Origin of the sequence: Nocardia sp. NPDC005825 (genome assembly GCF_040630175.1) — a bacterium.
GTDB lineage: Bacteria > Actinomycetota > Actinomycetes > Mycobacteriales > Mycobacteriaceae > Nocardia.
This window is the reverse complement of the sequence record NZ_JBEXXC010000001.1, coordinates 209,961-235,515: the sequence shown is the minus strand read 5'-3', so window position 1 is coordinate 235,515 and position 25,555 is coordinate 209,961. Positions and strand designations below refer to the sequence as shown.

26 protein-coding genes are annotated in these 25,555 nt (G+C 67.9%); 17 read left to right on the top strand and 9 right to left on the bottom strand.

What is annotated here, in order from left to right; all coding sequences use genetic code 11:
* Positions 1–6: 6 nt before the first annotated feature.
* Genes ABZ382_RS01125 through ABZ382_RS01115 form a run of 3 tightly spaced genes read left to right on the top strand, consistent with a single transcriptional unit; the run spans position 7 to position 3,680 of the window.
* A complete protein-coding gene (locus ABZ382_RS01125) occupies positions 7–1,290 on the top strand; it encodes a DegT/DnrJ/EryC1/StrS family aminotransferase (RefSeq protein ID WP_357082067.1) in 1,284 nt (427 codons plus the stop codon).
* Positions 1,287–2,492, top strand: coding sequence for a GNAT family N-acetyltransferase (locus tag ABZ382_RS01120; RefSeq protein ID WP_357082065.1), 1,206 nt, complete (start codon positions 1,287–1,289; stop codon positions 2,490–2,492). The genes ABZ382_RS01125 and ABZ382_RS01120 overlap by 4 nt, the downstream gene beginning before the upstream one ends.
* Positions 2,493–2,513: 21 nt before the next feature.
* Entirely contained in the window at positions 2,514–3,680 is a 1,167-nt protein-coding gene (locus ABZ382_RS01115) for a cytochrome P450 (protein ID WP_357082063.1), read from the top strand.
* On the opposite strand, the gene ABZ382_RS01110 is transcribed toward ABZ382_RS01115, so the two are convergent.
* On the bottom strand, positions 3,655–4,584 hold the full coding sequence (locus ABZ382_RS01110) for a helix-turn-helix domain-containing protein (RefSeq protein ID WP_357082061.1): 930 nt from the start codon (positions 4,582–4,584) through the stop codon (positions 3,655–3,657). The two genes, ABZ382_RS01115 and ABZ382_RS01110, sit on opposite strands and share 26 nt — an antisense overlap.
* A 154-nt stretch (positions 4,585–4,738) precedes the next feature.
* Between ABZ382_RS01110 and ABZ382_RS01105 the strand changes: the two genes are divergently transcribed.
* The 5 genes from ABZ382_RS01105 (at position 4,739) to ABZ382_RS01085 (ending at position 8,478) form a co-directional block, all read left to right on the top strand.
* Complete coding sequence (locus ABZ382_RS01105) at positions 4,739–5,551, top strand: dienelactone hydrolase family protein (RefSeq protein WP_357082059.1); 813 nt, start codon at positions 4,739–4,741, stop codon at positions 5,549–5,551.
* 540 nt (positions 5,552–6,091) lie between these two features.
* Positions 6,092–6,541 (top strand): hypothetical protein, encoded by a 450-nt coding sequence (locus ABZ382_RS01100; protein WP_357082057.1) that lies wholly within the window; start codon positions 6,092–6,094, stop codon positions 6,539–6,541.
* 121 nt (positions 6,542–6,662) lie between these two features.
* Complete coding sequence (locus ABZ382_RS01095; protein ID WP_357082055.1) at positions 6,663–7,133, top strand: NUDIX domain-containing protein; 471 nt, start codon at positions 6,663–6,665, stop codon at positions 7,131–7,133.
* Between the two features lie 91 nt (positions 7,134–7,224).
* Positions 7,225–7,821 carry a GNAT family protein gene (locus tag ABZ382_RS01090; RefSeq protein WP_357082053.1) on the top strand — a complete coding sequence of 199 codons (597 nt, stop codon included), beginning with the start codon at positions 7,225–7,227 and terminating at the stop codon, positions 7,819–7,821.
* Between the two features lie 234 nt (positions 7,822–8,055).
* Entirely contained in the window at positions 8,056–8,478 is a 423-nt protein-coding gene (locus ABZ382_RS01085) for a CBS domain-containing protein (protein ID WP_357082051.1), read from the top strand.
* A 157-nt stretch (positions 8,479–8,635) separates the two neighbouring features.
* Here ABZ382_RS01085 and ABZ382_RS01080 read toward each other — a convergent pair whose 3' ends face one another.
* Positions 8,636–10,501, bottom strand: coding sequence for an FAD-dependent oxidoreductase (locus ABZ382_RS01080; RefSeq protein WP_357082049.1), 1,866 nt, complete (start codon positions 10,499–10,501; stop codon positions 8,636–8,638).
* Positions 10,502–10,679: 178 nt separating this feature from the next.
* On the opposite strand from ABZ382_RS01080, the gene ABZ382_RS01075 reads away from it, so the two are divergent.
* The 9 genes from ABZ382_RS01075 (at position 10,680) to ABZ382_RS01035 (ending at position 20,679) form a co-directional block, all read left to right on the top strand.
* Positions 10,680–11,150 carry a helix-turn-helix domain-containing protein gene (locus ABZ382_RS01075; protein WP_357082047.1) on the top strand — a complete coding sequence of 157 codons (471 nt, stop codon included), beginning with the start codon at positions 10,680–10,682 and terminating at the stop codon, positions 11,148–11,150.
* 151 nt (positions 11,151–11,301) lie between these two features.
* Entirely contained in the window at positions 11,302–11,958 is a 657-nt protein-coding gene (locus ABZ382_RS01070; protein ID WP_357082045.1) for a nitroreductase family protein, read from the top strand.
* Between the two features lie 145 nt (positions 11,959–12,103).
* Positions 12,104–12,481, top strand: a complete 378-nt coding sequence (locus ABZ382_RS01065) for a VOC family protein (RefSeq protein ID WP_357082043.1) — start codon at positions 12,104–12,106, stop codon at positions 12,479–12,481.
* A 111-nt stretch (positions 12,482–12,592) separates the two neighbouring features.
* Positions 12,593–15,829, top strand: a complete 3,237-nt coding sequence (locus tag ABZ382_RS01060) for a BTAD domain-containing putative transcriptional regulator (RefSeq protein WP_357082041.1) — start codon at positions 12,593–12,595, stop codon at positions 15,827–15,829.
* A gap of 73 nt (positions 15,830–15,902) precedes the next feature.
* Positions 15,903–16,340 (top strand): DUF4267 domain-containing protein, encoded by a 438-nt coding sequence (locus tag ABZ382_RS01055; RefSeq protein WP_357082039.1) that lies wholly within the window; start codon positions 15,903–15,905, stop codon positions 16,338–16,340.
* On the top strand, positions 16,327–16,800 hold the full coding sequence (locus ABZ382_RS01050) for a DUF2871 domain-containing protein (protein ID WP_357082037.1): 474 nt from the start codon (positions 16,327–16,329) through the stop codon (positions 16,798–16,800). Before ABZ382_RS01055 ends, ABZ382_RS01050 begins: the two co-directional genes overlap by 14 nt.
* The gene (locus tag ABZ382_RS01045; protein WP_357082035.1) at positions 16,797–18,260 is read left to right on the top strand and encodes an amidase family protein; all 1,464 of its coding nucleotides are present in this window, start codon (positions 16,797–16,799) and stop codon (positions 18,258–18,260) included. The genes ABZ382_RS01050 and ABZ382_RS01045 overlap by 4 nt, the downstream gene beginning before the upstream one ends.
* A 24-nt stretch (positions 18,261–18,284) precedes the next feature.
* The gene (locus ABZ382_RS01040) at positions 18,285–19,592 is read left to right on the top strand and encodes an FAD-binding oxidoreductase (protein ID WP_357082033.1); all 1,308 of its coding nucleotides are present in this window, start codon (positions 18,285–18,287) and stop codon (positions 19,590–19,592) included.
* A gap of 247 nt (positions 19,593–19,839) precedes the next feature.
* Positions 19,840–20,679, top strand: a complete 840-nt coding sequence (locus tag ABZ382_RS01035) for a LysR family transcriptional regulator (RefSeq protein ID WP_357082031.1) — start codon at positions 19,840–19,842, stop codon at positions 20,677–20,679.
* Between the two features lie 42 nt (positions 20,680–20,721).
* Here the strand turns inward: ABZ382_RS01035 and ABZ382_RS01030 are convergent, their stop codons facing one another.
* The 7 genes from ABZ382_RS01030 to ABZ382_RS01000 form a co-directional block, all read right to left on the bottom strand.
* Positions 20,722–21,162: a nuclear transport factor 2 family protein gene (locus ABZ382_RS01030; protein ID WP_357082029.1), complete on the bottom strand. Its 441-nt coding sequence runs from the start codon at positions 21,160–21,162 to the stop codon at positions 20,722–20,724.
* An 18-nt stretch (positions 21,163–21,180) separates the two neighbouring features.
* On the bottom strand, positions 21,181–22,050 hold the full coding sequence (locus ABZ382_RS01025; RefSeq protein WP_357082027.1) for a TIGR03619 family F420-dependent LLM class oxidoreductase: 870 nt from the start codon (positions 22,048–22,050) through the stop codon (positions 21,181–21,183).
* A 162-nt stretch (positions 22,051–22,212) separates the two neighbouring features.
* Positions 22,213–22,422: a hypothetical protein gene (locus ABZ382_RS01020; RefSeq protein ID WP_357082024.1), complete on the bottom strand. Its 210-nt coding sequence runs from the start codon at positions 22,420–22,422 to the stop codon at positions 22,213–22,215.
* Between the two features lie 99 nt (positions 22,423–22,521).
* Positions 22,522–23,094: a dihydrofolate reductase family protein gene (locus tag ABZ382_RS01015; RefSeq protein ID WP_357082022.1), complete on the bottom strand. Its 573-nt coding sequence runs from the start codon at positions 23,092–23,094 to the stop codon at positions 22,522–22,524.
* A 46-nt stretch (positions 23,095–23,140) separates the two neighbouring features.
* Positions 23,141–23,875 (bottom strand): SRPBCC domain-containing protein, encoded by a 735-nt coding sequence (locus tag ABZ382_RS01010; RefSeq protein WP_357082020.1) that lies wholly within the window; start codon positions 23,873–23,875, stop codon positions 23,141–23,143.
* A 2-nt stretch (positions 23,876–23,877) separates the two neighbouring features.
* Positions 23,878–24,489: a helix-turn-helix domain-containing protein gene (locus ABZ382_RS01005; RefSeq protein ID WP_357082018.1), complete on the bottom strand. Its 612-nt coding sequence runs from the start codon at positions 24,487–24,489 to the stop codon at positions 23,878–23,880.
* A 75-nt stretch (positions 24,490–24,564) separates the two neighbouring features.
* Positions 24,565–25,515 carry a hypothetical protein gene (locus tag ABZ382_RS01000; protein ID WP_357082016.1) on the bottom strand — a complete coding sequence of 317 codons (951 nt, stop codon included), beginning with the start codon at positions 25,513–25,515 and terminating at the stop codon, positions 24,565–24,567.
* Positions 25,516–25,555: the final 40 nt, after the last annotated feature.

Genomic DNA, 25,555 nt, shown 5'->3' with positions numbered 1-25,555 from the left:
CCCGCCATGCTCGCACTGCACGGGGGTGCGCCGGTCCGCGGGGGACGGGCCTGGCCGCGCTGGCCGCAATACGACAATCGGACCGCCGCGGAACTGCTTGCCGCGCTGCACTCCTCACGCTGGTCGGTGACCTGGTACAGCCCGCGCGGCGGCAAATCCCGCGAGCGGCTGTTCGGCGAGGCGTTCGCCCGCTACAACGACGCCGCCTACGGGGTCAGCGTGGACCACGGGTCCAGTGCGCTGGTGATCGCGTTGGAGGCGCTGGGGATCGGGCCCGGGGACGAGGTGGTGGTGCCCGCCATGACCTGGGTCGCTCCCGCGACGGCGGTGCTGCGGGTGGGCGCGGTCCCGGTGCTCGCCGACGTCGATCCCGATACCGGCTGCCTGACCGGTGATGAACTGCGCGCGGTGGTCTCGCCGCGCACACGGGCGGTCATCGTGGTCCATCTGGCCTGCACCGCGGCCGAACTCGACGACATCGTCGCGGTCACCGGTGACGAGGGGCTCGCGCTGATCGAGGACTGCTCGCAGGCCCACGGCACCCGGTGGGCCGGGCGCGCGGTCGGGACCTTCGGCGCGATCGGGGTGTTCAGCCTCGGCGCGGCCAAGTCACTGGCGGCGGGGGAGGCCGGGGCCGCGATCACCGACCGCCACGACCTGTACGAGCGAATGCTCATGCTGCGCGCGGACTCTCGCGCCTACACCCACGATGCGCCGGCTGCCGGGGAGTTCGAGCTCGTCGAACAGGCCACCGTCATGGGCGCGAACTACTGCATGTCCGAACTCACCGCGGGACTTCTACTCGACCAGTTGCCACGCCTGGACGACCAGCACGCGCTGCGCGAGGCCAGGGCCAAGGATCTGGAAGCCGGACTGCCGGACATTCCCGGCCTGGAACGTATCCCCGTCCCCGCCGCGGTGGACCGGCGCGCCGTCTATGAATACGGAATCCGTCTGCAGCCCGGTGCTTTCGGTCTCGCAACCGTCGATCAGGTGGCGGCAGCGCTCACGGCCGAACTCGGAACCAAGGTCTACCCGCCCCGCGATCCACTGCACCGCAGCGCCCTGCTGCGCCCGCAGACCAAACCCCGCTTCGCGCGGCGGTGGGCCGAGGCCGTCGACCGCGCCACCGGGCGCGACTTCACCGGCGCCGACCACTACCGCGACCACACCCTGCTCATGCACCACAGCGTGCTGCTGGGCGAGCGCGCCGATATCGACGACATCCTCACCGCGCTGGACAAGGTGCGCACCCACGCCGCCGCCCTCGACCCGAAAGGCCTGGCATGACCTCCGAACTCATGGCCGACTGGCAGAGCCGCACCATCGACGGGATCCGCACCCGCCGCGCCGTCGAATCCGACTGGGAGGCGCTGCGCGGACGCTACGACCGCGCGTTCGGGGGCGTGAAGACCCACGATTTCGAGGCGTGGAAACGGCAGTTCCAGCTCGAGGACATCGCCGTGGTGGAGGATGTCACCGAGGCCGGGGAACCGCGCATCGTGGGGACCGCGGCCATCATTCGCACCACGGTGACCGCGCCGGGCGGGGCCCAGCTGAGCGTCGCGGCCTGCGCGCAGGGGATGGTCGCCACCACTCATCAGAAGCGCGGGATCTACGCCAAGGTGCAGGCCGAGCTGATGGCCATCGCCATGGAGACCGCAGCCGACGTGTTCGCCGCCATGCCCGGGCCCGGCGGCAGCTATTCCTATGTCGGCGTCACCACCCACACCAGGCATCTGCGGATCGACCGTGGCCGGGCGAAACTCCGGGCGGCCGAACCGGATTCGGGCCGGGTGCGGGAGTCCTTGTACGCCGAATCGATGGGGGAGTTGCGTCGCCTCTACGCCCGCTGGCAGCAGGTCACGCCCGGTGCGCTGGATCGCGCGGAGTCCTGGTGGCCCAGCGCGTTGAACCCGCGCGCGTTCGTCCTGACGCACGCCGACGGCTATGTCGTCTACGAACTCGCGGGAGACACCGTGCACGTGCGCGACTTCTGCGCGCTCACCGTGCCGGCCCACCGCGAGCTGCTGCGCTGCCTGCTCGGACAGGGCGAGTACGCCCGGATCCTGCTCGACACCGCCATCGACGACCCCACCCCGCTGTTGCTCGAGGATGCCCGCGCCGCGGCGGTGACCGGCGTCGACGCCGGGTTGTCGACCTGGATCCTCAACCTGCCCAAGGCGATCGGCGCACGAGAGTTCCGATCCGACTTCCACGGCGTCATCGAGGTGGCCGACCCGTGGGGGTTGAGCGCCGGGACCTACCGGCTCGACGTCACCGGCGGCAACGGCGCCTGGACGCCCGTCGAAGGCGCGGCCGCCGACGTCCGCATCGGGCCGCTCGAACTCACCACCGCCTACTTCGGCACCCACTCGATCAGCGAGTTCGAGCGCGCGGGGCGCGTGCGCTCACTCACCGCCGGCGCCGCCGACGCGCTCGACCGCGCCTTCGCCACCACGCGGAAACCCTTCAACACCACCCCTTTCTGAACGCACCCGAGGACGCCACCGATGACAACCACCCCCGCCGAACCCGTGCCCGCGCGCGACACGACCCCGTCGGTTTGCCCGGTCACCGGCGTAGTCGGCTCCGGCATCACCCGCACCACCACCCCCACCGGCGACTCCGCCTGGCTGGCCACCGGCTACGACCTGGTCCGCGACCTGTTCACCGACCCGCGCCTGGGCCGTTCGCACCGCACCCCGGACACCGCGGCGCGCCTGGGGGAGTCGGCGTTCTCCGGCGGCCCGATCGGCAACTTCGACACCGAACTCGAAGACCACGCCCGCATGCGCACCCTGCTGCAACCGCACTTCTCACCCAAACGCATGCGGGAACTGCGCCCGCGCGTGGAACAACTCACCACCGAACTCCTCGACGCCATGAAGGAGCAGGGCCCGCCCGCCGACCTGCAAGCCGCCCTGGCGCTCCCGCTGCCGCTGCTGGTGATCTGCGAACTGCTCGGCGTCCCCTACGAGGACCGCAACCGCTTCCGTGACTGGGTCGACGCCGTCGGCAATGTCGCCGACCGCGCCAAGGTCGAACAGGGCGTCGCCGAACTGTTCGCCTACTGCCTGCACCTGGTCGGCCGCAAACGCCGCGACCCCGGCGACGACGTGGTGTCGCGCCTGTGCGCCGTCGACGGCGTCACCGACGACGAAATCGCCACGCACGCCATGGTTCTCCTGTTCGCCGGCCACGAAACCTCCGCCGTCCAGATCGGCGTCGGCATCCGCATGCTGCTCGAGAACCCCGCCCAGTTCCGGCTCCTGCACGAGCGCCCCGACCTGGTCGCCTCCGCCGCCGAGGAGCTCCTGCGCGCCTGCAACGCCAGCAGCCTGCCCCGCTACGCCCGCCACGCCCTCACCGTCGGCGACACCGACATCGCGCCCGGCGACCTCGTCCTGCTCGGCGTGGCCTCCGCCAACCACGACCGCACCACCTTCACCCACCCCGACCGGGTCGACATCACCCGCCAGGAATCGGCCCACTTCATGTTCGGCTACGGTCCCCGCTACTGCCTCGGCGCACCGCTGGCCCGGCTCGAACTCCAAATAGCGTTCTCGCAGTTGGTAACTCGTTTCCCGACCCTCACCTTCGCGGTGGACCCGGCCACCCTGACCGAGCGTGACGACATCTTCACCGGTGGGCTCACGGCGTTGCCGGTGCGCTGGTAGCCGAACGCTTGAAAGCGGTTCTGTACTCGCCGGGCGCGCACCCGGTGTGCCGTCGGAAGAGTTTGGCGAAGGTCGCGGGATCTCGATATCCGACGAGATGACTAATCCGCGCCACCGAATGGTCGGTTTCCTCCAGGAGCAGGCCGGCCCGCCGAACCCTGGCCCGCTGCAGGTATTCCAAAGGCGTCTGCTGCGTTTCGCTGGTGAAGCGGCGCAGCAGCGTCCTCGGGCTGACCCCGACGACCGCGGCCAGGGCATCCAAGTCGTAGCGCTGGTCGAGATGTCGATCCAGGTACCGCGTCACCTCTCGCGACAGCTGACCACCGCGGCGGGCGGGAACGAGTGCTGGATCGGCATACGGAGTCTGCCGAGTCCGAGTGTCATCCAGCAACGTCAGTCTCGCGGTCGTCCGTGCCACCCTGTCGCCGTGGTGTTCCCGCACCAGCGTCAACGCCAGGTCGTACATCGCACTGAATGCGGCGGTGGTGATCACCTCCGCCTCGGCGACCACCACCGTGCGCTCGGCCAGGACGCTGACCTCCGGGTACGCCTCCGCCAGATCATGCGCGTACAGCCAGGAAGTGGTCGCCTCGCGACCACCGAGCAGCCCGGCCTCGGCCAACAGGAACGCCCCGACACAGATCGAAACCACCTTCGTCCCCTGCGCACGAAACCGCTGAATCGCGGCGATCTCCGGCCCCAACCGCGCCCGTACACCGGCGAACGCTGCGCCAGACCCGGTTTCGAAGCCCGGCACGATCAACACATCCACCTCGCGCAGCGCCGACACCGCGACCCGCAGCCCACCCGCCGCCACCACCTGCCGCCGCGGCGACATCACCACGATCTCCGGCGCCTGCCCCGCCGGCGCGACCTGCGCCGCGATCGTCAGCAGATCCGGCACCGAGTACACCTGCGACGCGAAGCACCCGTCATACGCCAGCACCCCCACCCGCAACCGCGTCACGCCACGCCTCCCAATCCGATGGCCAGATCACCCTCATACCTGGCGATCCAGCCTATGTGACAGCCCGCCCCCACGCCCTACCGTCCTCCTCATGGACCGCGACGACCCCCTCGACGACTTCACCCCACGAGCCGTAACCGTCGACGACATCACCAAGATCGTCCACGTCTCCGGTACCGGCCCCGCCGTCATCCTCATGCCCGAAATGCCCGGCATCAGCCCCGACGTGGCCCGCTTCGCCCGCTGGATCCGAGACGCCGGCTTCACCGTCCACATGCCCTCCCTGTTCGGCATAGACGGCGCCTACCCCACCGTCGAACTGGGCAAGCGCGTCTACAACCACATCTGCGTCAGCGCCGAATTCCGAGTCCTCGCCGGAACCGGCTCCAGCCCCATCGTCAGCTGGCTCCGCGGCCTGGCCCGCCAGGCCCACCAACAATGCGGCGGCCCCGGAGTAGGCGCCATCGGCCTCTGCCTAACCGGAAACTTCGCCCTCACAATGACCCTCGACCCCACCGTCATAGCCCCCGTAATCAACCACCCCTCCCTCCCCTTCGACGACCCCGCCGCCCTCGAACTCTCCCCAGCCGACGCCGCCGCGATCGCCGCCCGCTTCGAACACGAAGACCTCCGAGCCCTCGGCTACCGCTTCGAGGGCGACAAATGGTGCACAGCAGCCCGATTCGCCGCCTACCAATCCCTCCTGGGCGACCGCTTCGACGCCCGAGTCCTCCCCGCCACCCAAGCAAACCCAACCCCACCCCCCTTCTTCGCCCACATAGTCCAAACCCCCCACAGCGTCGTAACCGCCCACCTCGTAGACGAACCCGGCCACCCCACCCTCGAGGCCCGAGACGAAATCCTCTCCTTCCTAACCACCCGCCTGACCACCCTTGCGCCATGACCTCGGAACAAAGCCGTGAGTAGTCCAGTCAGAGAGTGTCCACGAGCCCCGTGGACCATCGAGCGTAGGTAGCCTCTGGGCTAACGGTGATCACATCCACCTGCTGCACGAGATCCCGAGGAACGCTGCCCCCTGTGAAGTGGTTCGCGCCGGGCGTAATGACGGCCTCGGCGCAAAGTCGCGTAGCTTGAGCCTTCAGTCGTGCCAGTGGGGGCCGATCGGTTCTGGGGTCATGGACAATCATCCCGCAGAAGTCGTATCCGAGTTTCGTTGCGAGCGACCTGATTTGGTGCTCGTCCCATAGCTGGCTCACCCCGGAAACATCGGTGCGCAGATATCCGAGTGCCGCCGGTCGGTGTCGCATCGTTCGCCCCTGTCTGTTCGCCGCAAGTCCGTCGAACACAGGGTCTCGTCGATCGGCGGGACAGCGGAACCTCCCACGTTTCCCACTTGGGGACGTCCCGACAGGTGTACAACGTCCCTACGTCGAACGAGCGGCTCCGGGCCGCTATGGCCGCGGGCGGATGGACTCACGCGAGCTTGGCCGAGGCGACCGGCATGGATCCGAAGTCGGTTGAGCGTTGGGTGAACCTGGGCCGCGTCCCTCGGAGACGTACGGCTATCCAAGCCGCCGAGGCGCTCCGCGAGGATGTTCATGCCCTGTGGCCGGCACTCCGGCAGGCGCGGACCGCTCGCGCCGTCAGCCCCGAACTCGTTGCTCTCTACGATCAGCGAGCCGACGTTCCGGCGTCGACGTTCGTCAACCTGTTCGCTACGGCGCGCCAGGACATCGATGTTCTGGTCTACGCGGCGGTGTTCCTGCACGAGGCCTACCCGCGATCGAATCCCGTTGCCGCCTGGCCCTGCTCCACTACCGAGACCTGCAAGCAACCCCAGGCGTTGAGCTTCGGACACACGACTCGACGCTTTACAACAGCATTTACCGCGCCGACGATCAAATGCTCGTCAATTCCCACCTCTGGGGTGTGAACGCCTACGGTGCGCCTGTCTGGCATTTGCGCCGTACGCTCGACGGCGGCCTGTTCGACACCTACACCGACAGTTTCAACGCCGTCTGGCGTACAGCGCGACCCGTGGAAGGGTAATCCGAATGGCTCGCACCGAGTTCTACGACGACCCCAACGCGCCGGAGCCGAACAGTCTGGTTGTTGCCGCGTCGGCCGTGGTGTGTGACGACCAGGGCCGAATCCTGCTGCAGCGCCGAGCTGACAGTGGTCTCTGGGCGCTGCCCGGCGGCGGCATGGAGATGACCGACAGCCTGCCCGGCTGCGCAGTGCGAGAGGTCAAAGAGGAGACCGGTCTCGATATTGAAATCATCGGCCTCGTCGGCACTTACACCGATCCCCGCCACGTGATCGCCTATAGCGACGGCGAGGTCCGACGTCAGTTCAACGTGTGCTTCCGCGCCCGCGTGACGGGTGGCGATCTGGCCATCTCCGATGAATCCACCGAACTGCGGTTCGTCGACCCCACCGAACTGGATGCCCTGGACATGCATCACACGCAGCGACTCAGGCTGGCCCACTACCTGGCAGAACGGTCTTCGCCCTACCTCGGCTGAGGGCCTGGACGACGGCGAAAGCGCCCTGGCGATGTAGTCTCACCGCGATTGGCGAAAAGCTTTCGGGGAAGAGATTATTCGGGGGTAAGTCATGGTGTTGAGTCTGTCGGGGAAGATTGTTGAACTGACAGAGCTATCCCTCGATGATGTGGCCCCTTTGGTGGTCGCGGCCGCCGAGAACCGCACCTCTTACACCCATGCTCATGTCCCGGTCGACACCGAGGCAATGCGCCGCTGGGCCGATCAGGCTCTCACTGCCCGAGCGGCTTCCCGCCAGCTCCCGTGGGTAATCCGCCGCGCCCACACCCGGGAAGTAATCGGCACCACCAGCTTCCACCTCGAGCACTGGCCTTGGCCCGGCCGCATCGCCACCCCACCCACCCCCGACGCGGTAGAAATCGGCTCCACCTGGCTGGCCCACTCCGCCCAACGCACCGGCGCCAACCGCGAAACCAAGCTCCTCCTGCTGGACTACGCCTTCACCGACTGGCAAGTCCACCGAGTCCGGTTCCGCACCGACGTCCGCAACGCCCGCTCCCGCCGAGCAATCGAATCCCTCGGCGCCACCCTCGACGGCATCCTCCGAGCCGACTTCTCCGACCCCGATGCCACGGTCCGAGACTCCGCCTATTACTCGATCCTCGCCACCGAGTGGCCCGCCATCCGCTCTTCGCTGGTCACCGACTGACGAACGGCACCGGCTTGGAGTTGGGCGCCGACGGTCCTCGGGCTTATCAACCGGCCGGTGGACGGCGGCCTAAGGATCGGGCAGTGCGGCAGCTCCAGGGGACGGCCGATGCGGGACCGAACGGTTTCGCAACCGTGATGGTCCGCAAACCCCCCACGGCGCGCCACGATCTGCTGGAGAATGGAGCCGCTTCATCCCATTGATCAGCTCTGCTGGATATGAGGAGGTAGCTCTATGGCCACGGCACGCGACATCATGAAGCCCGGCGCCCAGTGGATATCGCAGGACGAGACCGTCGCCAAGGCGGCGCAAGTGATGGCCGCACTCGGCGTCGGATCGATCGTCATCGCCGACGAGAACGAACGGATGGTCGGCATCATCACCGACCGCGACATCGTGGTGAAGTGCATCGCCCAGGGGCACTCACCCGAGACCACCCAAGCCCGCGACCTGTGCGAGGCCACGCCGCGCTGGATCGCGGCCGACGCCGACGTCGAGGATGTACTTGATGCGATGGAAGTCCATCGCATCAAGCGTCTGCCGGTGATCGACGGCAACAAACGGATGGTCGGGATGATCAGCGAGGCCGACCTGGCCAGGCATCTCGACGACGAAACCCTCGGTGACTTCGTCACGGCCATCTACGGAAGGCCCTGAGCCGCAGGACATGCCAGAGGGAATCAAGAACTGGGGATGACTCCGGTCACCCGAGCACTGATGTGTCGGGAGGTCCGACCCCTCCCGGCACATCCCTCGACCAGGTTCGCGACATCGGATCGCGATACGGTTCTGTCTCTGTTCTCGAATCGGGCCGCTACGCGTGGTGTGCGCCGGTGCGGGGTGGGTCTGTCTCGGCGAGGCTGGCCACGATCCTGCGGAGTTCGTCCATGTGGTCGTTGGAGATCTGTCGTGGTGTGAGGTCGTATTCGAGGCAGAGTGCTGCCGCTGCGGCGGTGGCGATCGCGTGTTGGGCGCCGTTGCCCATGAACTTGGTGACCGAGCCGGCGATGTGGGTGACGCTGATGTGTTTGCCGGCCATCATGAGGTTGTCGAGGTCTGCGGAGTACAGGCAGCGGAACGGTACTTCGAACGGAAGTCCGTCGCGGGTGTCCCACTTCCAGTCCTTGAGCCGGAAGTCGTAGTTCTCGTCGATCGGGTAGTGCAGGCAGAACGCGCCTGAGTTCATCGCTGCGGCGTCCGGGAAGTGTCGGTGTTCGCGAATGTCGTTCTCGGTGAGGACGTAGTCGCCGCGGTATCGCCGGAACTCACCTTGTCCTGCGACGAAGGCCACCCAATCGAGGGCGAGGTTCGCGTAGGTGTCCGGTTCGATCGTCTTGACGTTGGCGAAGGTTCCGTAGATGGCGCGGAGTAGGTGGTCTCGGATGTGTTCGCCCTGGGTGTAGGGGTCCAGCCATTGGCCGTACTCCCAGAAGTGGGTGGCGGGGACCAGCATTCGCCTGCGGATGGCCGGATCCGGCGTACGGAATCGACCGGCGACGGGACCGGGGGCATTGTCTTGACCGGGCTTGACCAGCTGACCGTTGAGGTTCGCGTAATCCTTGGCGATCTCCTTTGCCCAGGGGACGTCCGGAAACGAGGTCGGGGCGTCGGATTCCCGCGTCCTGAAGAAGACGGTGTGACCGTGGTGCTGATCGAGGTGCTCCGCCGGCGCGGAAGGCTCGCCGTACTCCGCCGCCGATTCGTGGCCGAACAGGGTACGGGCGCCGGCCAGCAAACCCACGATGGCTGTTCCGCTGCAATCGATGACGATCGGCGACGAGAACCGGTACTCCAGTCCCGTGCGGGTGTCGCGAGCATCGATCGCGGTCACTCGCCGCCCCTCGACCACCACGTCGAAGACCTCGTGCTCGGTGAACACAGTGGCGTTCGCTTCCGCCTCGAGGACATCGCGCGCCATCAGGTCTCCGTCGGCGTGGCGTTTCGACAGTTCGTGCACGAGTGGACCGGTCTCCCCGCGAGGCGTGAGACCGATCTCGACGCTCGCATTGCCGCCGAGAACCGGCCGGTTGTGGATGAGCGCGGTTCGCAGCCCCAACCGTGCAGCCGCCAAGGCTCCGGCGGCGCCTGTGACGCCGCCGCCGACGACGATGACATCGAAATCTCCTGCGGGTGTTGGGATGTCGGGCAGCCCGCGCAGCCGCCGACGCCATGCCCGTGCCGCGGCATGGTTGCCGTCGGGCGGGGGTGCATCGCTGAGACTGAGGTAGATCGCGTCGCATCGTCCGTCGAAGCCGGTCAGATCGTGAAGCTCGATACGAGTGGCACCGGCGGGCAGATGGATGGTTCCCGCGGGCTCCCATGCCCAATCCCGGCCGCTGGCTCCGAACTCCTTCGCCAGTGTGTGGCCACCGATCGTCACGGTGAAACGCCCCGGATGGTGCGACGGTACCCAGTCTTTGGTGCGTACCCAGATGTGGTAGTTCCCGGGCTGCTGGATCTGGGCGGTCGCGCTGGCGTCAGCGACAGGAATTCCGAGTCCGTGGGCCAGCAGATAGGAAGCACCCATCTGGGCTTGGAACTGGGAGTCGAGTATCCAGCCACCAGTGTCTTCGAAGTCGGTGGCTTGGACGAGTAGGTCACCCGCACTCGGGGAGCTGTTCCGCGTCCACACGTCTTCGACCTCGGCGGCGTCGATGCGATGTGCGATGGGATCGAACATGGTGACTCCTGGTCGCCTCGTAATTGTTGATGGCCACGAATCTCGCGGAAACCGTTCTTGCCCAGGGGGTTTGAGTCAGTAACCCGCCATCTTGAGATGGTTCGCCGCGAGGGTTGGCTTCTGTATTGAAAGCTAGCTATAGTGATAGCTGACTGTCAATACCGAAGTGAGGTGCATCGTGGACTGGCTCAGCCTGGACACCGAGAACTGCCCCGTGAAGCGAACGCTCGAGGTCGTCGGAGAAAAGTGGAGTCTGCTGCTCATTCGAGAGGTGATCAACGGCGTCCGCAGGTTCGATGACTTCCGTGATCATCTGGGCGTGTCCGAGGCGGTGTTGGCGGACCGGCTCCGCAAGCTCGTAGCGGCGCAGATCCTCGAAACTCGGCCCTATCGACCGGCAGGCGGGCGTGTCCGCCACGAATACGTGCTCACGGACAAAGGGTGGGATATGTGGCCCATCATCGTTTCTTTGATGCAGTGGGGCGACAAGCACGCAGCCGACCCGGAAGGGCCATTTCTCAACGTCCGCCACGCCGACTGCGGCGCCCCGGTCCGGGTGGTCGTCGAATGCAGTCATGACCACCACGCGGTCGCGCACGATCAGGTTGTGGTCAGCGCCGGGGCATCGGCCCGCGAACGCCAACGATAGCGGCCGCCGCTGTCACCTCGGGGCGCCATGCGAGCTGCGCTCGGGGATGGCGGCCCTTCATCTCCCGACTCCAATTCGCAAGATACACAACGCATTAGCCCTGGAAATAGGCCCGCGAGGGTTCTGATACCGAGCACATGAAGGAAACAGTATGGCCGAAGAATTCCCGCATCTGGATCTGTCCGCCGATGAGGTCCTGACCACCACTCGGTCGGTGCGCAAGCGTCTCGACTTGGAGCGGCCGGTGCCGCTGGAGGTGGTGACGGACGCGCTCGAGGTGGCGCTGCAGGCGCCGTCGGGCAGCAATATGCAGTCCTGGCATTGGATCGTGTTGACCGATCCGGAGCCGAAGAAGATCGTGGCGGAGTACTACCGGAAGTCCTACTTCGCATACGCCGAGGCGGGCGCGGCGGCGCGGTCAGCGAAGCCGCCGAAAGACCTCGAGACGGCGGAGAAGGTGGCATCCAGCGCCACATACCTGGCCGAGATCATGGAGCAGGTGCCGGCCCTGGTGATCGGTGCCATCCACGTGCCGGGCGGTGAGTTCCCGCAGGGCAATCAGGCACAGTTGTGGGGTTCGTTGTTGCCGGCGGCGTGGAGTCTGGCGCTGGCATTGCGGGAGCGCGGCCTGGGGTCGGCGTGGACGACATTGCATCTGGAGTACGAGCGTGAGGTCGCGGACGCATTGGGCATCCCGGCGAACATTCGGCAGGGTGTGTTGCTGCCGGTGGCGTACACGAAAGGCACGCAGTTCAAACCCGCCAAGCGTGCTCCACTCGAGACGGTGCTACACGTCAACGGCTGGTAACCGTTCGCACAGCCGAACACTATCCCGACCCGAAGAGTGAACGGCCAACCCTTCCTCTGTGACAGTCAGTCCGGTGCTCGTCTGTGATACCGATAGAGGTGGAGCGGTCCTTGCGAAAGGCGGGGCCGGAAGCCTCGGGGGAGCTATGACTGCAATTGCCAGGTTCGGTGCGATCGCACTCGACAGCCGCGATCCACGCGGACTCGCGGTGTTCTACCGCGCACTGCTGGATTTCGAACTGCGTTACGAATCAGACGAGTTGGTCGTACTGCAGGGTTCGAAGGTGACGTTGACGATCGAGCATGTGGCCGACCACACGCCACCGGACTGGCCGAACAATGCGGTGCCCAAGCAAATGCACCTCGATCTGTTCGTCACCGACCTCGATGCCGCAGAGCAGGCAGCCATCGACTGCGGCGCAACCAAACCGGACTTCCAACCGGCCCCCGAACGCTGGAGGGTGCTTATCGATCCTTCGGGCCATCCCTTCTGCCTGACCATCGCGCCCGGCACCGAACGATGATTCCGCGCCGGACTACCTGAACGTGCCGAGCGGTTTGACGTGAGGCTCGATGCCACGCAGGATCGATCGTGCGATGGGTGATTCATGCTGGTAGGGCTGTTGGGTCCGGTGATGGTGGAGGCTGCGGACGGGGCGCGGGCGTCGGTCGGGGGGCCTCGGGTGCGGGCCTTGCTGGGGTTGCTGGCGTTGGAGGCGGGGCGGGTGGTGCCGGCGGCGCGACTGGTGGATGGGGTGTGGGGGGAGGATCCGCCCGCGGGGACCGGGAATGCGTTGCAGACCTTGGCGAGTCGGTTGCGGGCGGCGATGCCGGGGGTGGTGCGGAGTGATGGGGGCGGGTATGTGCTCGAGCTTGCGCCCGAGGATGTCGACGCGCATCGGTTCGCTGGTGAGGTTGAGGCGGGGCGGGCATTGCTTGCGGCCGGGGAGACCGAAGCAGCCGTCGCGCGCTTCGATGCCGCGTTGGCGTTGTGGCGCGGGGAACCGTTCACCGATGTGGGGGAGTCGGAGGTATTGCGTGCTGCGGCACTGCGATTGACCGAACAGCGGCTGGACGCACTAGAGCTGTGGGCGGATGCTCTGCGGGACTCGGGCCGCGGCGGTGAGGCGCTGCGTGAGCTTCGCGCGGAAGTCGTGGCACATCCCTTCCGCGAGACTCTGGCCGCGCGGCTGGTGCGGGCCCTGGCGTCGACGGGACGAACCTCGGAGGCGATCCAGCAGTTTCAGCGTATTGAGGCCTTGCTGCTGGAAGAACTCGGTACGGCGCCTGCCGAGGTGCTGCGCTCGGCGTTGGCCGAGATTCACACGACCGCACCCGCGGATCGCTCGGTCGCAGACCCTGCCATCGAGACGACGTCCGGGTCGGGTCCGACGGGAGGCATGGAAGCATCCCGGATCAGTGCTGCACCGAAGATCCCCGCGCCGCCGCTTCCCAGGCGCCACACCAGCTTCGTCGGACGCGGTCGCGATGTGGAGGGGGTGCGGCTGGCGCTGCGCGAGGCCCGGCTGGTGACGTTGTCGGGTTCCGGGGGCGTGGGGAAGACCCGACTCGCGGCCGAGACGGTCGGGGCGCACGCCGTGGACTGGGCGGATGGTTACGCCTTCGTCGAACTGGCCGCGCTCGAGCGTGAGCGAGCCGACCGGTCGGCCGTGACCGCCGTCGGGGTGGCGATAGCGAATGCCCTCACCCGGTTCGAGCGACCTGACGAACTGTCCACGGAGTGGGCCGACGTCCTGGAACGGACGCTGTCCGGCCGTCGAATCCTGCTGGTGCTCGACAACTGCGAGCATGTCGTGGAGGCGGCCGCCCGCCTGATCGACGATCTTCTGCAGCGCCTGCCCCTGCTGCGGGTGCTCGCCACCAGCCGGGAACCGATCGGGGTGGACGGCGAGCGACTGTATCCGGTCCGGACCTTGGATCTGCCTGACGCCGCCGCCGATCTACCCGCGGCCCTCGCCTCGCCCGCGGTCCGCTTGTTCATCGACCGCGCCACTGCGGCACTTCCGGATTTCGAACTGTCCGAAGGCAATTCGGCGGGGATCCGGGCCATCGTGCGCGAGCTCGACGGCATGCCGCTGGCCATCGAACTGGCCGCCGCCCGCCTTCGAAGCCTGCCACTGCCGGAGCTCGAGGCGCGGCTCACCGATCGATTCCGGCTGCTCACCAACAGCACTCGGCACGCGGTCGCACGCCACCGCACCCTGCACGCGGCTGTCGCCTGGAGCTGGGAACTGCTCACCGATGCGGAAGCCACCGCGGCCCGGCGCTTCTCCCTCTTCGCGGGCGGCGCGACCCTGGACGCCGTCATCGGCGTGTGTGGTCCGGACGCTATCGACACGGTCTCCTCGCTGGTCGCGAAGTCGCTGGTGGACTTCGACGGACAGCGTTATCGCATGGCCGAGACCATCCGAGCCTATGCGACCGCGGAACTGACCGCTGCCGGTGAGTCGGACGCGGTCGCCCGCACCCATGCCGACTACTTCCTGGAATTCACGGACGCCGCCGCGCACGGATTGCGCACGGCCGCACAACCGGAGTGGCTCGCGCGCCTGATCGCCGAACACGGCAATGGTGAGGCCGCTCTGCGCTGGGCACTCGAGGTCGGCGACGGCGAGCGCGCGGTTCGCCTGTTCGCGAATCTCGTCTGGTACTGGCTGCTGCGCGGATTGCACGGCGACATCTCCGAACGCCGCCGCGAGGTCCTGGCCCTGCTCGGCGACACTCCGCCGCCGGGCTGCACCGGGGCCTACCTGGCCTGCCGGTACGCGGAGGACGTGCCGGCATACTTCACCAACATCTGGTGGGGTCAAATCCGGGAGAACACCGGGGAATTCGAGCGGCTGACCCGCGCCGCCCTCACCGAGGACCGGCCCCCGCACCCGATGTTCGTGTTGATCCTGGCGTTGCGTGACCTGCTCGGGGAGGACGACCGCCTGCTGACCGCGTGCACCACCTCCGACGATCCATGGTTGCGCGGAAATGCGTTGATCGCCAAGGGTTTCGACGAACTCGGCGGCGACCACCCGGCCCGCGCGCTACCGACCCTGGAGGCGGCGCTGGCCTGCCTGAGCGCGCACGGCGACGCCCGGTCGCACAGCCGCGCCCTGATCTCCCTGGCCAGCTACCGAACCCGGATGCTCGGCTTGGACAGCGCTCGCCCGCTGATCGCGAGCGCCCTGGAACTGCTCAGCCCCGATCTGGGCGCCGGCGAGCGTATGGGCGTGCTGCTGTTCACCGCCGACATGTACCTGGTCGGCGGCGACGCGGATGCCGCGGCGGCCTACATCGATCGGGCCGAAGCCGTGATCACGCCGCACATCATTCCCGCGCCCGGGCGATTCCTGACCGCGCTGCAGGCGCACCTGGCGCATCTGCGCGGCGACGACGACGGCGCCATAGAGCTGTATCGGCGCATGGCCGAGTATCCGCTCCCCATCGGCCCGCCGCCCGCGGGCCGCCACGACACCGTCCGCTTCGTGAACCTGGTCTTCGTGACCACCGCCCACGCGGCGGCCTTGGTCGCGGCCGGTCGGCCGGACGACGCGCTGCGGGAGCTGGCCGTGCCCCGCGATCTGGCAGCCCAGTCCTCGGCGGCGCTGCTGGCCGAGATCGGAATCGGTTATGCCCTGGTCGCGCTGGCGAAGGACGCTCCGGGCAGCGCGGCGCGGATTCTCGGCGCCACCGACCGGATCAACCGGCGGGCCGGGGTGATCCGCATCGGCCCGTTCCGGCGGCGCGCGCTCGACCGAGCGGAGGCGGCGCTGGGAGCGGCGCGCCTGGGCGCGGAGTTCCTCGCGGGCGCACGGCTTCCGGACGAGGCGGTGCTCGAACTGCTGCGTACCGTTCGCTGACAACGACTGTCAGCGGACGGTACGGGCCGCACTGGATGCTCGGGACGCGTATCCCACCGATCCAGGAGTGCACATGTCCGTTCCCTCGAACACGGAATCCATTGTTTCCGTGCGTGGTTCCCGCCGATCAGGCGGACGTCTCGGCACGGCCGGAGCCGTGCTCGGCGCCGGGTTCATCATGTCCGTCGGCGGCGGCTATCTGCTCGCCCCGCAACGCATGGCCGCGGGTTTCGGCTTCACCGAGTGGCCGCACGTCGAAGCCGACGGCTTCCTGAACGTCAAAGGCGTCCGCGACGTGGTCACCGGCTTGATTCCGCTCGCCCTGCTCGCGGCCGGGCAGCGCCGCGCCCTCGGCGTCACCGTGCTCACCCTCGCCCTCATCCCGACCGGCGACATGCTCACCATTCTGGCGCGCCGCGGCTCGACCGCGACCGCGCTGTCGGTGCACGGTCTCACCGCCGCGATGGTGGCCGCCAGTGGCCTGCTGGTGCTGCGCCGTGAAAACCGGTGAGCGCCCGATGAAGACGCTGGTCACCACGGCCCACATCTACATGATCATCGGCGTGATCTCGGGGCTGTACTACCGCGAGATCACCAAGATCGAACATTTCACCGGGCAGACGCAGCTCGGAGTCGTGCACACCCATCTGCTGGCGCTCGGGATGCTGTTCTTCCTCATTGTGCTGGCCGTGGAGAAGCACTTCACGCTCAGCGCCTGGAAAAGCCTGTTCGCCTGGTTCTTCTGGTTGTACAACTCCGGCCTGGCCCTCACCGTTGCGGTCATGACGCTGCACGGAACCCTCACCGTGCTCGGCAAGAACAGCAACGAAGCCATCGCGCTGGTCGCCGGTCTGGGCCACATCTTGCTGACCGCCGGGCTGATCGTCTTCTTCATCGTTCTCGGCAAAGCCGTCGAAGGCAGCCGAACCGTGCGCACCGCAGCGGTATTCGCCGAGCGGGAGGCATCGTGAACACCAGCGGTCATAACGCGCTGTGGACGCACGACGCGGTCTCCCTCGCAGCACTGATCGCCGCGGGCGCGGTCTCCGCGTCGCAGGTCGTCGAGGCGCACCTCGAGCGCATCGCGCAGGTCGATTCCGACATCGGCGCGCTCACGACGATATTCGCAGACACCGCGCGCTCGGAGGCCGCCGCGGCCGACCGCAGGGCCCCAACCGGGCCACTGCACGGGGTTCCGTTCACCGTCAAGAACAACCTCGATGTCGCGGGCAGCCCGACCACCTGGGGTGTGGCAGGCTTCGGGCAGTCCATCGCGACCGCGGACGCACCCGCGGTGGCCGCGCTGCGGCGAGCCGGGGCGATAGTCATCGGGCGAACCAACATGCCGGACTTCGCCACTCGCTGGCACACCGACAACGACGCGGCGGGCCCGACGGTGAATCCGTGGTACCCGACGCGCAGCCCGGGCGGTTCCAGTGGCGGCGACGCGGCCGCGGTGGCGACGGGCATGACGCCGCTGGGCCTGGGCACCGACTTCGGTGGTTCGTTGCGGGTGCCCGCCGCGTTCTGCGGGGTGGCCTCCCTGCGCGCCACGCCCGGCCGGGTGGCGGTGGCGTCGAGCCTGCCCGGGCCCGCACCCGCGCCGACGAACCAATTGTTCGCTTCGCCCGGACCCTTGGCGCGGACCGTGCGTGATCTGACAACGGTGTTCGAGGTGCTGCGGGACAGCGCGGACGTGCGCGACCCGGGCTGGATTCCGGTGCCGGACGCGACGGACGCCACCCCGTCGGCGGTCGCGGTCACCCTCGGCGACGATATCGATCCGCAGGTTCGGTCCGCGGTGCTCCGCTGCGCCGATGCCCTCGAACGCGCGGGATATCCAGTGGCCGAACTGGATCCGCCGCACCTGGGAGACGTGGCGGCCGACTATGGCCGACTGGTGTCCACCGAGGTGGTGGTGCAGCGCCGCGAGGCCATGCGACGCTTCGGCAGCGCCGGACTCAACACCTTCGTGGACGCGGCGATCAACCTGTTCCCGCCGCTGGACCTGGCAGGCTATATGACCGCGCTGGGTGAGCGCCTCACCCGCCGCGCGGCCTGGTCCCGGTTCCTCGCGGAGCACCCGATCGTGCTCGGCCCGGTCTCGACCGAACTGCCCTGGCCGGTCGACTACGACCTCGGCGGCACCGCACAGGTCGCGACCATGTATGCGGCGCACCGCCTCACGATCGCCGCGAACTACCTGGCCCTGCCCGCGGTCACGGTCCCGGCGGGCGTCTCGGTCGAAGGTCTTCCCATCGGGGTCCAGTTGATCACCGCCCCGTTCGCCGAGCGCCGCGCGCTCAGTGCCGCCGCCCCGATCGAGGCGGCCCTCCCGATGCCCACACCCATCTCCCCGGCGACCGACCCGACCATGCAGTGTCCCGCCTTCGGCCGGGCTCCGGCCGGTGGCTCGGGCACGGTCCGCTGAACATTTCGTCACGAAGGAATCCTCATGTCACACAACACATTGCGGTCCGCTGTGCGCGGACGAGTCCTGCTGCCGGGCGACGCGGAGTTCGACAACGCGCGCACGCCGTGGAATCTGAATATCGACCAGCCGGTCGCGGCGGTCGTGGAGGCCGAGGACGCCGACGATTTGGCCGCCGTGGTCGGGTACGCCAGCGGCGCGGGCCTGTCGGTGACCGCGCAGCCCAACGGCCACGGCGCCTCCGGTAATACCGCGGGCAGCATCCTGATTCGCACCGGCCGGCTCGATCGGGTCGAGGTGGATCCGGTGCGGCGGCGGGCCCGTGTCGGCGCGGGAGCCAACTGGGGCCAGGTGCAGTCGGCGGCCGCGCCGCACGGCTTGACCGGGCTCGCCGGAAGCTCCCCGGTGGTCAGCGTGGTCGGCTACACCCTCGGCGGCGGATTGTCGTGGTTCGGCCGCAAACACGGGTGGGCGGCCGACAGCGTCCGGGCGTTCGAGATCGTCGACGCCGAAGGCCGTCCGACCCGGGTCACCGCGGAATCCGGTCCGGAGCTGTTCTGGGGATTGCGCGGCGGCGGAGGCGATTTCGCGCTGGTGACGGCCATGGAGTTCGACCTGTTCCCGGCTCCCGCCCTGTACGGCGGTCTGATCGCCTGGCCGACCGCGCGGACCGATGCCGTCCGCGCCGCCTTCCGGGAGATCACCGACAACGCCCCGCCCGAGCTGACGGTCTGGCTCAACCGCCTGGAACTGCCGCAAGCTCCGCCGGTCATCGCCATCGCCACCACCTATCTGGGGGAACCTGCCCGCGGACGGGAACTGCTGCGACCCCTGGACACGATCGACGGCGCCCTCGCGGACACGCGCCGGGAACTGTCCCCGGCCGAGCTGGGCGCTATCGTCAACGAGCCCACCGCCCCCGGCCCCGGACTGCTGCGCACCGAATTGCTGGCCACCCTCGACGAGACCGCCGCCGAGATCCTGCTCCACACACCGATCGATCCGCTGATGGGCATCCAGCTCCGGCAGCTGGGTGGTGCGCTCGCCGAGCCCACCGCAGGCGCGGTCCCGTCGTTCACGGAGCCCTACACGCTGTCACTGCAGGCCATCGGCTCCGCCCCGGACACCGTCGCCGCGGTACAGGCCACGCAGAAGCGCATCATCGCCGAGCTGGGCGCGCGAGTCAGCGGCCGCAAACCGTTCACCGTTCTGTCCGCCGGCGACAGCGCCACAGAGGTTTTCGACACCGGCACCTTGGACCGGCTGCGAAAGCTCAAGCACGCGCGCGACCCGCACGGCATGTTCCGCTCCAATTTCCCGATCCTGCACTGACCCACTGGTCTCGAACCCGACGCCGACCGCCCCTTCCGCGCTGTGCCCCGCCGATCGCGATCCGCGGGGCACAGCGCCGCCACACCGATGCGGCGATCTCGTGGCTGATTCCTTTGTTCGCGCAGGTCACCAGCGCAATCGTTCGTTCACTCACACCGCCGATCGGGGTGGGGCGTCCAAGACCGATCGGGCGGGCGACGATACCGCACGGGTATTCGTCCTGTTCAGCGCCCGATACGATGACGTGGTGGAGACCCGGGAGTTGCGATACTTCGTCGCCGTCGCCGAGGAGTTGCACTTCGGGCGGGCGGCGCTACGGCTCGCGATGGCGCAACCGCCGCTGTCGCGGGCGATCCAGCAGCTCGAACGACGGCTCGGAGTCGTTCTGCTGCACCGCGCTTCGCGCGCGATCACGTTGACCGAGGCCGGGTCGGTGCTGCTGCGGGAGGCCCGGCTCGCGCTCGAAGCGGTCGAAGCCGCCGAGCGCCGCACCCGCCGCGCCGCTGCCGAGCGGCCCGGTCTGGTGCTGGCCACCAAGGCGGGCGCGTCCAGAGAACTGTTGTCGAAGCTGCTGGACGCCTACGCCGCCGACCCCGGCGCTGTCGACGTCGAGGTAATGCTGTGCGGGCCCGGCGAATCGGAAGGTCTGCTGCGCAACGGGAGTGTCGACATTGCCCTGCTCCAACGCCCCTACGACACGACAGCCGGATTCGACACCGAAGACCTGCACACCGAAAAACAGGTCCTGGTTCTCCCCGCGGGGCATCCCCTCTCGAACCGACCGCACATGTCGATGGCCGAGGTCAAGGACATGACGGGCCTGCCCCTGCCGCGTTGGCCTCGACGGGATGGGAGTTACCCGGACGGCCCCGGCCCGCAGGTTCGCGACCACACCCAGTTGACCCAACTGATCACGCTCGGACGGGCCTGCGCGCTCATGCCCGAGTCACACCGAGCCCAACTCCGCGACGATCACGCCATTGTGCCGGTGCCGGACGCACCGACCGTCACGACCGTCATCGCCTGGCCACCGCACAGCAGATCCAAGGCCGTCGCCGACCTCGTCCGTACGGCGACACGCCTGTAGCGGATGCCATCGGCGAATACCGCGTGCCCACGCAGCATTCGCTCAGCGCCAGCGGTTCTCCAGCAGCTGCCAGGTGTCGCTGACCGATTCCATGGCTTCGTAGCTGCGGGTGTAGCCGGTTTTGCTGATCCGCCAGACTCCGTCGTCGCAGCGGCGGTATTCGTCGGAGTAGAAGGCGGCACCGGAGAGGATTTGGCGCTGTTCGGTGAAAATGACCTGGTCGGTGAGATACCAGGTGCCCGTGGCGGTGTCGCCGTCGATGTCGATCTCGGGGTGGTGGCAGTTGTGGACGGTGATGATCGCGGCGGTCAGGCTGTTGCGCATGTGGCCGACCAGGGCGTCACGGTCGGAGAATGAGAGGCGGTGACCGTATTCGGCGGTGACATCGGGTGTGAGGGTGTCGGCGAATTCGTCCCAGTTCTTCAGGTCCAGTGCCCGGAGATAGCGGTACTTCAGCCGGCGAATCGACTCGATCGTGTCCATGATCTTCTCCTCGGAATTTCAGAGCGCCGCGATGACCGCGGCCGCGTACTTGTCGATCTGTTCGATCCGCTGATCGAGAGTGCGCTCGTCAGAACCGCTCTCGTGAACACCGCGGAACCCCACCACCACATCGGTGACCCCCGAATCCGCCAGTCGACGCACCCCGTCGACCGTGAATGCCTCCCGAGACGCGGCGAAGGTCCGGAACTCCTTCTCCGGAGCCAATTCTCGCCGCAATTCACCCAGACGCCCGAGTATCCTGGTCAGCTCTTCGCTGCTCCCGCCCGCGCTCATCCATCCGTCGCCCCGCACCACCGACCGCCGCAACGCCGCCTCGCTGTGCCCACCGATCAGAATCGGCAACGGCTGCGCGGGAACCGGGTTCATCTCGATCTCGGGAATGTCATAGAACTCCCCGTGGAACTGGAACGCCCCGCCCCCGCACAGCCCGCGAACGATATCGATGCACTCGTCGAGCCGCTTGCCCCGCTTCTCGAAGTCCACGCCCATCATCGTGAAGTCCTGCGGCCACGGACTGATCCCGACGCCCAACGACAACCGGCCTCCACTCAAGGCCGCGACCGACGCCGCCTGCTTGGCAACCAGAACAGGCGGCCGCACCGGCAACTTCAACACGAATGGAGTCACTTCCAGCGTGCTGGTAGCGGCGGTAACCGCGGCAGCCAGCACCAACGGCTCGATGAACGGCTTCCCCCGCAGAAACTCCCGCGTCCCATCCTCCGTATACGGATACCGCGCGTCCGACTCCGTCGGATAGGCAAGACTGTCCGCCAAACAGATGCCGGTGAATCCGACCTCCTCGAGCGATCGCGCCAGCGGGAGCCAATGGGCGGGGTCGCCCGCAGCCTCAGCGAAGTGGAATCGCACGACGGTCGGACCTCCTGGATGGCACTGTGACAGGTGCCACCACCATCACCCGCCATCCCGGCTTCCTCACCGCGGAGTCTCAATCTCCGGGAACCGCAGCCCTGCGGATGAGACCGCAGGTAGCGGCGCGTCGCCCCCTAGCGTGCTCTCACGCCGTGGTTCTCAGACGAGTTCCACTTCGTCGAAGCGGACGGTGAAGGTGTGGCGGCGCTCGTGGAGGACACCGCCTTCGCGGTGGGTGAGGCCTTCGGCGAAGTCGATGCGGAGTTCTTCGCGGTGCGGGTCGACGGTGCGGACTACGGCGCAGATTCCGGAGAACGGCCCGGACGGGAAATAGACGACATCACCTGGTCCGTATTCGGTAGTTCCCACGGGGGTCAGCGTAATCGCGGATGATCAACTGGTGCGGGAAGAACATTCGGGCCCGGCGGTTTCGATCCGCCGGGCCCGAATTCGGAGCTGCCGGAATGGTCAGCGCACGACGTCGAAGACGTTCTTCTGGATGCCGTTGGCGTAGGTCTCGGACTCGACGAGCTTCAGCTTCTGGACATCCTTGTCGGTGTCGGAGAACAGTCGCTTGCCCGCGCCCAGCAGCAACGGGAAGACGAGCAGGTGATAGCGGTCGATGAGACCCGCGTCGGACAGGGCGCGGTTGAGGGTGGCGCTGCCGTGGACGATGATCGGGCCGCCCTCGGTGTCCTTGAGCTTGGCGACCTCGTCGATGGAACGCAGGATGGTGGTCTCGCCCCAGTTGGACACCAGGTCGTCCTCTTTCAGGGTGGTCGAGACGACGTACTTCGGCATCACCTTGTAGCCGGCGAAATCCTCCATGTCCGGCCACACGGGGCTGAACGCCTCATAGCTGGTGCGGCCCAACAGGATCGCCGCCGACTCCTCCTGCTCGCGGCCCTTGATCTCGTAGGCCTCGGGAACGAAGTCGATGTCCTTGAAGGTCCATCCGGAGTTCCGGTAGCCGGGTTCGCCGCCGGGGCCCTCCACGACACCGTCGAGGGATACGAAGGCGGTGCTGATCAGGGTGCGCATGCTGTTCTCCTTGATATCTGGTGTGCGGGGTGATCGTCGGTCGGGGTCAGCTCACCAGGGCGGTGAGCCAGTGCTGCCAAGCGGTTTCGGCGCCGTCGGTGTCGGGTCCGAACAGGTGATGGAACATCAGGGCCAGACCGGTGGGGGCCTGGTGGAAGGTGTAGAGGCCGTCGGCGGTGCGGATCTCGAACCGTTCGTCGTCGGCCCACACCACCTCACCGTCGATCGGCGACAGGCCGGTGGGGGAGGCGTGCACCCGCGCGCCAGCCACGAGCGGCGTCGGCAGGGTCAGGGCCTCGATGAGCGCGTCCCGCACCGCGCGGCCGGAAGAGCCTGTCGCGACACCGAATACGGGCACCGCGATCCGCCCCGGGAAGTAGCGGAGGTATTCGCGCAACGTATTGAGGTGGAACGGCCAGCCCCGCCGCAGCGCGTCGTACTCGTCCTGCCAGTCGTCGCCCAGCACGCCGCTGTGCACGACCCGCAGCACGGTGCTGCCGCCCTCGCGCCCCTCGATCAGATACTCGAAGGCCATGAACCGCCCGTCCTCGTCGGTCCCGGTGCGGGTCGCGAGCCGCTTGCCCGGCTCGTAGGCGGTGATCACGGCTTCTTCCCGCTGCCCACCGGTCTCCATGGCCGAGATCCCGCCCTCGCGCGCCTCGATCTCGTTGCGCCCCATGAACCAGGAGTCGATCCCCGGCCCGGTCGCGATCGCCTCCCACACCTGCTCCGGGGTGGCCGGCAGGTGCTCTTCCAGTTCGAGCTCGAACGGATGTCCCATGGTCAGTTCCCCTGTCCTGCTGCGGTTTCGGTGGCGGCGTCGGGGATCTGGTGCATCCCGACCACCACCCGATGATTGCGGCCCGCCGGTGCGGACTCGTCGTGATAGCGGCTCACCAGCGAGGTGACCGCATCGGCCAGCTCCTCGGCGAACGCGGCCCGGTCGGCGGCGGACGCGAACCGCACCTGCGCGTCGATCCCGAACGTGGCGACCCGCCGCTGCGCCCGCGCGGCACCGCTCAGCAGCGCCCCGACCTCCTGGACCAGCCGCGACCCCAGCGCCAGCAGCCACCGCGCCGACAGCTGGTCGGGCGAGCGCGCCGGATCGGGACTGATCGCCCCCATCGCACTGGGCGAGATCACGTAAGACGCTGCGGTAGCGCCATATACACGCTCGGTGACGTTGCCCTTGCGACGTTCCTCCACCAACTCCACCAGCCCGTGCCGGGCCAACTCCTTGAGGTGGTAGTTGATCTTCTGCCGCGGCAACCCCAGCCGTCCGGCCAGCATGGCCGCCGACCCTGGTTCGGCGAGGGCGGCGAGGATCCGAGACCGGATCGGGTCCAGGGACGCCTCTGCCGCCGCGGGTTCTTCGATCACTGCGACGTCGAGCATGGCTCAACCTTCGCACCGACAAATATTTTTGTCAAGACAAACTGAGTTGTCGGTTGAACCCGCTTGCCCGAGCCGTCAGGCCACCGACTTCATGCCCGGGAGGGCCTGGACGTAGCGGCCGCCGGTGTCGGATTGGTCGGGGCGGCCCAGGCGGATGAGGGCGTGCGGGTAGGCGCACTCGTGGAGGAGGGTGTCGCGCAGGCCGGAGCGGACCTCGGGGACCTTCATGGTTTGGGACAGCAGCGAGCTCGCCAGGCCGTTGCGGGCGGCGGTCAGCAGGATCGCGCTGGCCGCCTCGCCGGCGTTCAGGTGGGAGACCGCGTCGTCGGAAGGCGTGCAGAGGATCAGGAGTTCCGCCGAGTCCGGGTCGCGATCACCGAATGGGCCGCCGGAGTCCGGGGCGGGCGCGAGCAGCGGCCGGGCGGAGGCCCAGGTCTGAGTCTCCGGCCTGGCGGCGAGATCGCGCTGATCGATGCGGGACGCGACGGTGGTCAGGAACTCCCCGTACTCGGTGTTGCGGTCGGCCGCGGTGCGATACACGGTGGACAGGTTGCGGCGCAGGCCGTCGGGGACGTGCCGGGCGGCCGCGCGGGTGCCCGCGGTGCTGCCGCTGATGGAGCGAATCAGGTTGGGCGGCATGGCCCACGGCCGGAAGCGATTGTGCTGGAACTGCCGCTGGAAGATCGCGCCCGCCAGGGTGATCTGATCACGGTTGGCGGTGGCCGGTGCGAGATGAAGAATCGCGAGGTAGTTCGCGTCCAGGGGGTCCGGCATCCGCACGGCGGCCGAGGACCAGCCGAAAGCTGTCAAGGCTGTCCGTAAATGATGCAGCGCCGCACCGTGACCGAGCATGCTCACGCGATGCGAGGCCGGATCGATGATCTCGGAAACCGGCGCGTCCTCGATACGAATATGCAGGGACGCGCCTTTCATCCACCAGATCCACGGCAGGGCGCCGTTCATCAGTGGTGCTTCCCGCGCCATTTCCAGCGCGGCACGAATTGTTTCCTCCGACGGTGCGGTCATCAGTCGCATGACTATGGATTCCTGTTGCTTTGGGCCGTCG

Excerpts from the sequence above, each read along its gene's own strand:
- ABZ382_RS01125 (WP_357082067.1), top strand. The coding sequence starts at position 7 with ATGCTCGCACTGCACGGGGGTGCGCCGGTCCGCGGGGGACGGGCCTGG.
- ABZ382_RS01120 (WP_357082065.1), top strand. The coding sequence starts at position 1,287 with ATGACCTCCGAACTCATGGCCGACTGGCAGAGCCGCACCATCGACGGG.
- ABZ382_RS01115 (WP_357082063.1), top strand. The coding sequence starts at position 2,514 with ATGACAACCACCCCCGCCGAACCCGTGCCCGCGCGCGACACGACCCCG.
- ABZ382_RS01105 (WP_357082059.1), top strand. The coding sequence starts at position 4,739 with ATGGACCGCGACGACCCCCTCGACGACTTCACCCCACGAGCCGTAACC.
- ABZ382_RS01095 (WP_357082055.1), top strand. The coding sequence starts at position 6,663 with ATGGCTCGCACCGAGTTCTACGACGACCCCAACGCGCCGGAGCCGAAC.
- ABZ382_RS01090 (WP_357082053.1), top strand. The coding sequence starts at position 7,225 with ATGGTGTTGAGTCTGTCGGGGAAGATTGTTGAACTGACAGAGCTATCC.
- ABZ382_RS01085 (WP_357082051.1), top strand. The coding sequence starts at position 8,056 with ATGGCCACGGCACGCGACATCATGAAGCCCGGCGCCCAGTGGATATCG.
- ABZ382_RS01080 (WP_357082049.1), bottom strand. The coding sequence starts at position 10,501 with ATGTTCGATCCCATCGCACATCGCATCGACGCCGCCGAGGTCGAAGAC.
- ABZ382_RS01070 (WP_357082045.1), top strand. The coding sequence starts at position 11,302 with ATGGCCGAAGAATTCCCGCATCTGGATCTGTCCGCCGATGAGGTCCTG.
- ABZ382_RS01065 (WP_357082043.1), top strand. The coding sequence starts at position 12,104 with ATGACTGCAATTGCCAGGTTCGGTGCGATCGCACTCGACAGCCGCGAT.
- ABZ382_RS01060 (WP_357082041.1), top strand. The coding sequence starts at position 12,593 with ATGGTGGAGGCTGCGGACGGGGCGCGGGCGTCGGTCGGGGGGCCTCGG.
- ABZ382_RS01055 (WP_357082039.1), top strand. The coding sequence starts at position 15,903 with ATGTCCGTTCCCTCGAACACGGAATCCATTGTTTCCGTGCGTGGTTCC.
- ABZ382_RS01040 (WP_357082033.1), top strand. The coding sequence starts at position 18,285 with ATGTCACACAACACATTGCGGTCCGCTGTGCGCGGACGAGTCCTGCTG.
- ABZ382_RS01030 (WP_357082029.1), bottom strand. The coding sequence starts at position 21,162 with ATGGACACGATCGAGTCGATTCGCCGGCTGAAGTACCGCTATCTCCGG.
- ABZ382_RS01015 (WP_357082022.1), bottom strand. The coding sequence starts at position 23,094 with ATGCGCACCCTGATCAGCACCGCCTTCGTATCCCTCGACGGTGTCGTG.
- ABZ382_RS01010 (WP_357082020.1), bottom strand. The coding sequence starts at position 23,875 with ATGGGACATCCGTTCGAGCTCGAACTGGAAGAGCACCTGCCGGCCACC.
- ABZ382_RS01005 (WP_357082018.1), bottom strand. The coding sequence starts at position 24,489 with ATGCTCGACGTCGCAGTGATCGAAGAACCCGCGGCGGCAGAGGCGTCC.
- ABZ382_RS01000 (WP_357082016.1), bottom strand. The coding sequence starts at position 25,515 with ATGACCGCACCGTCGGAGGAAACAATTCGTGCCGCGCTGGAAATGGCG.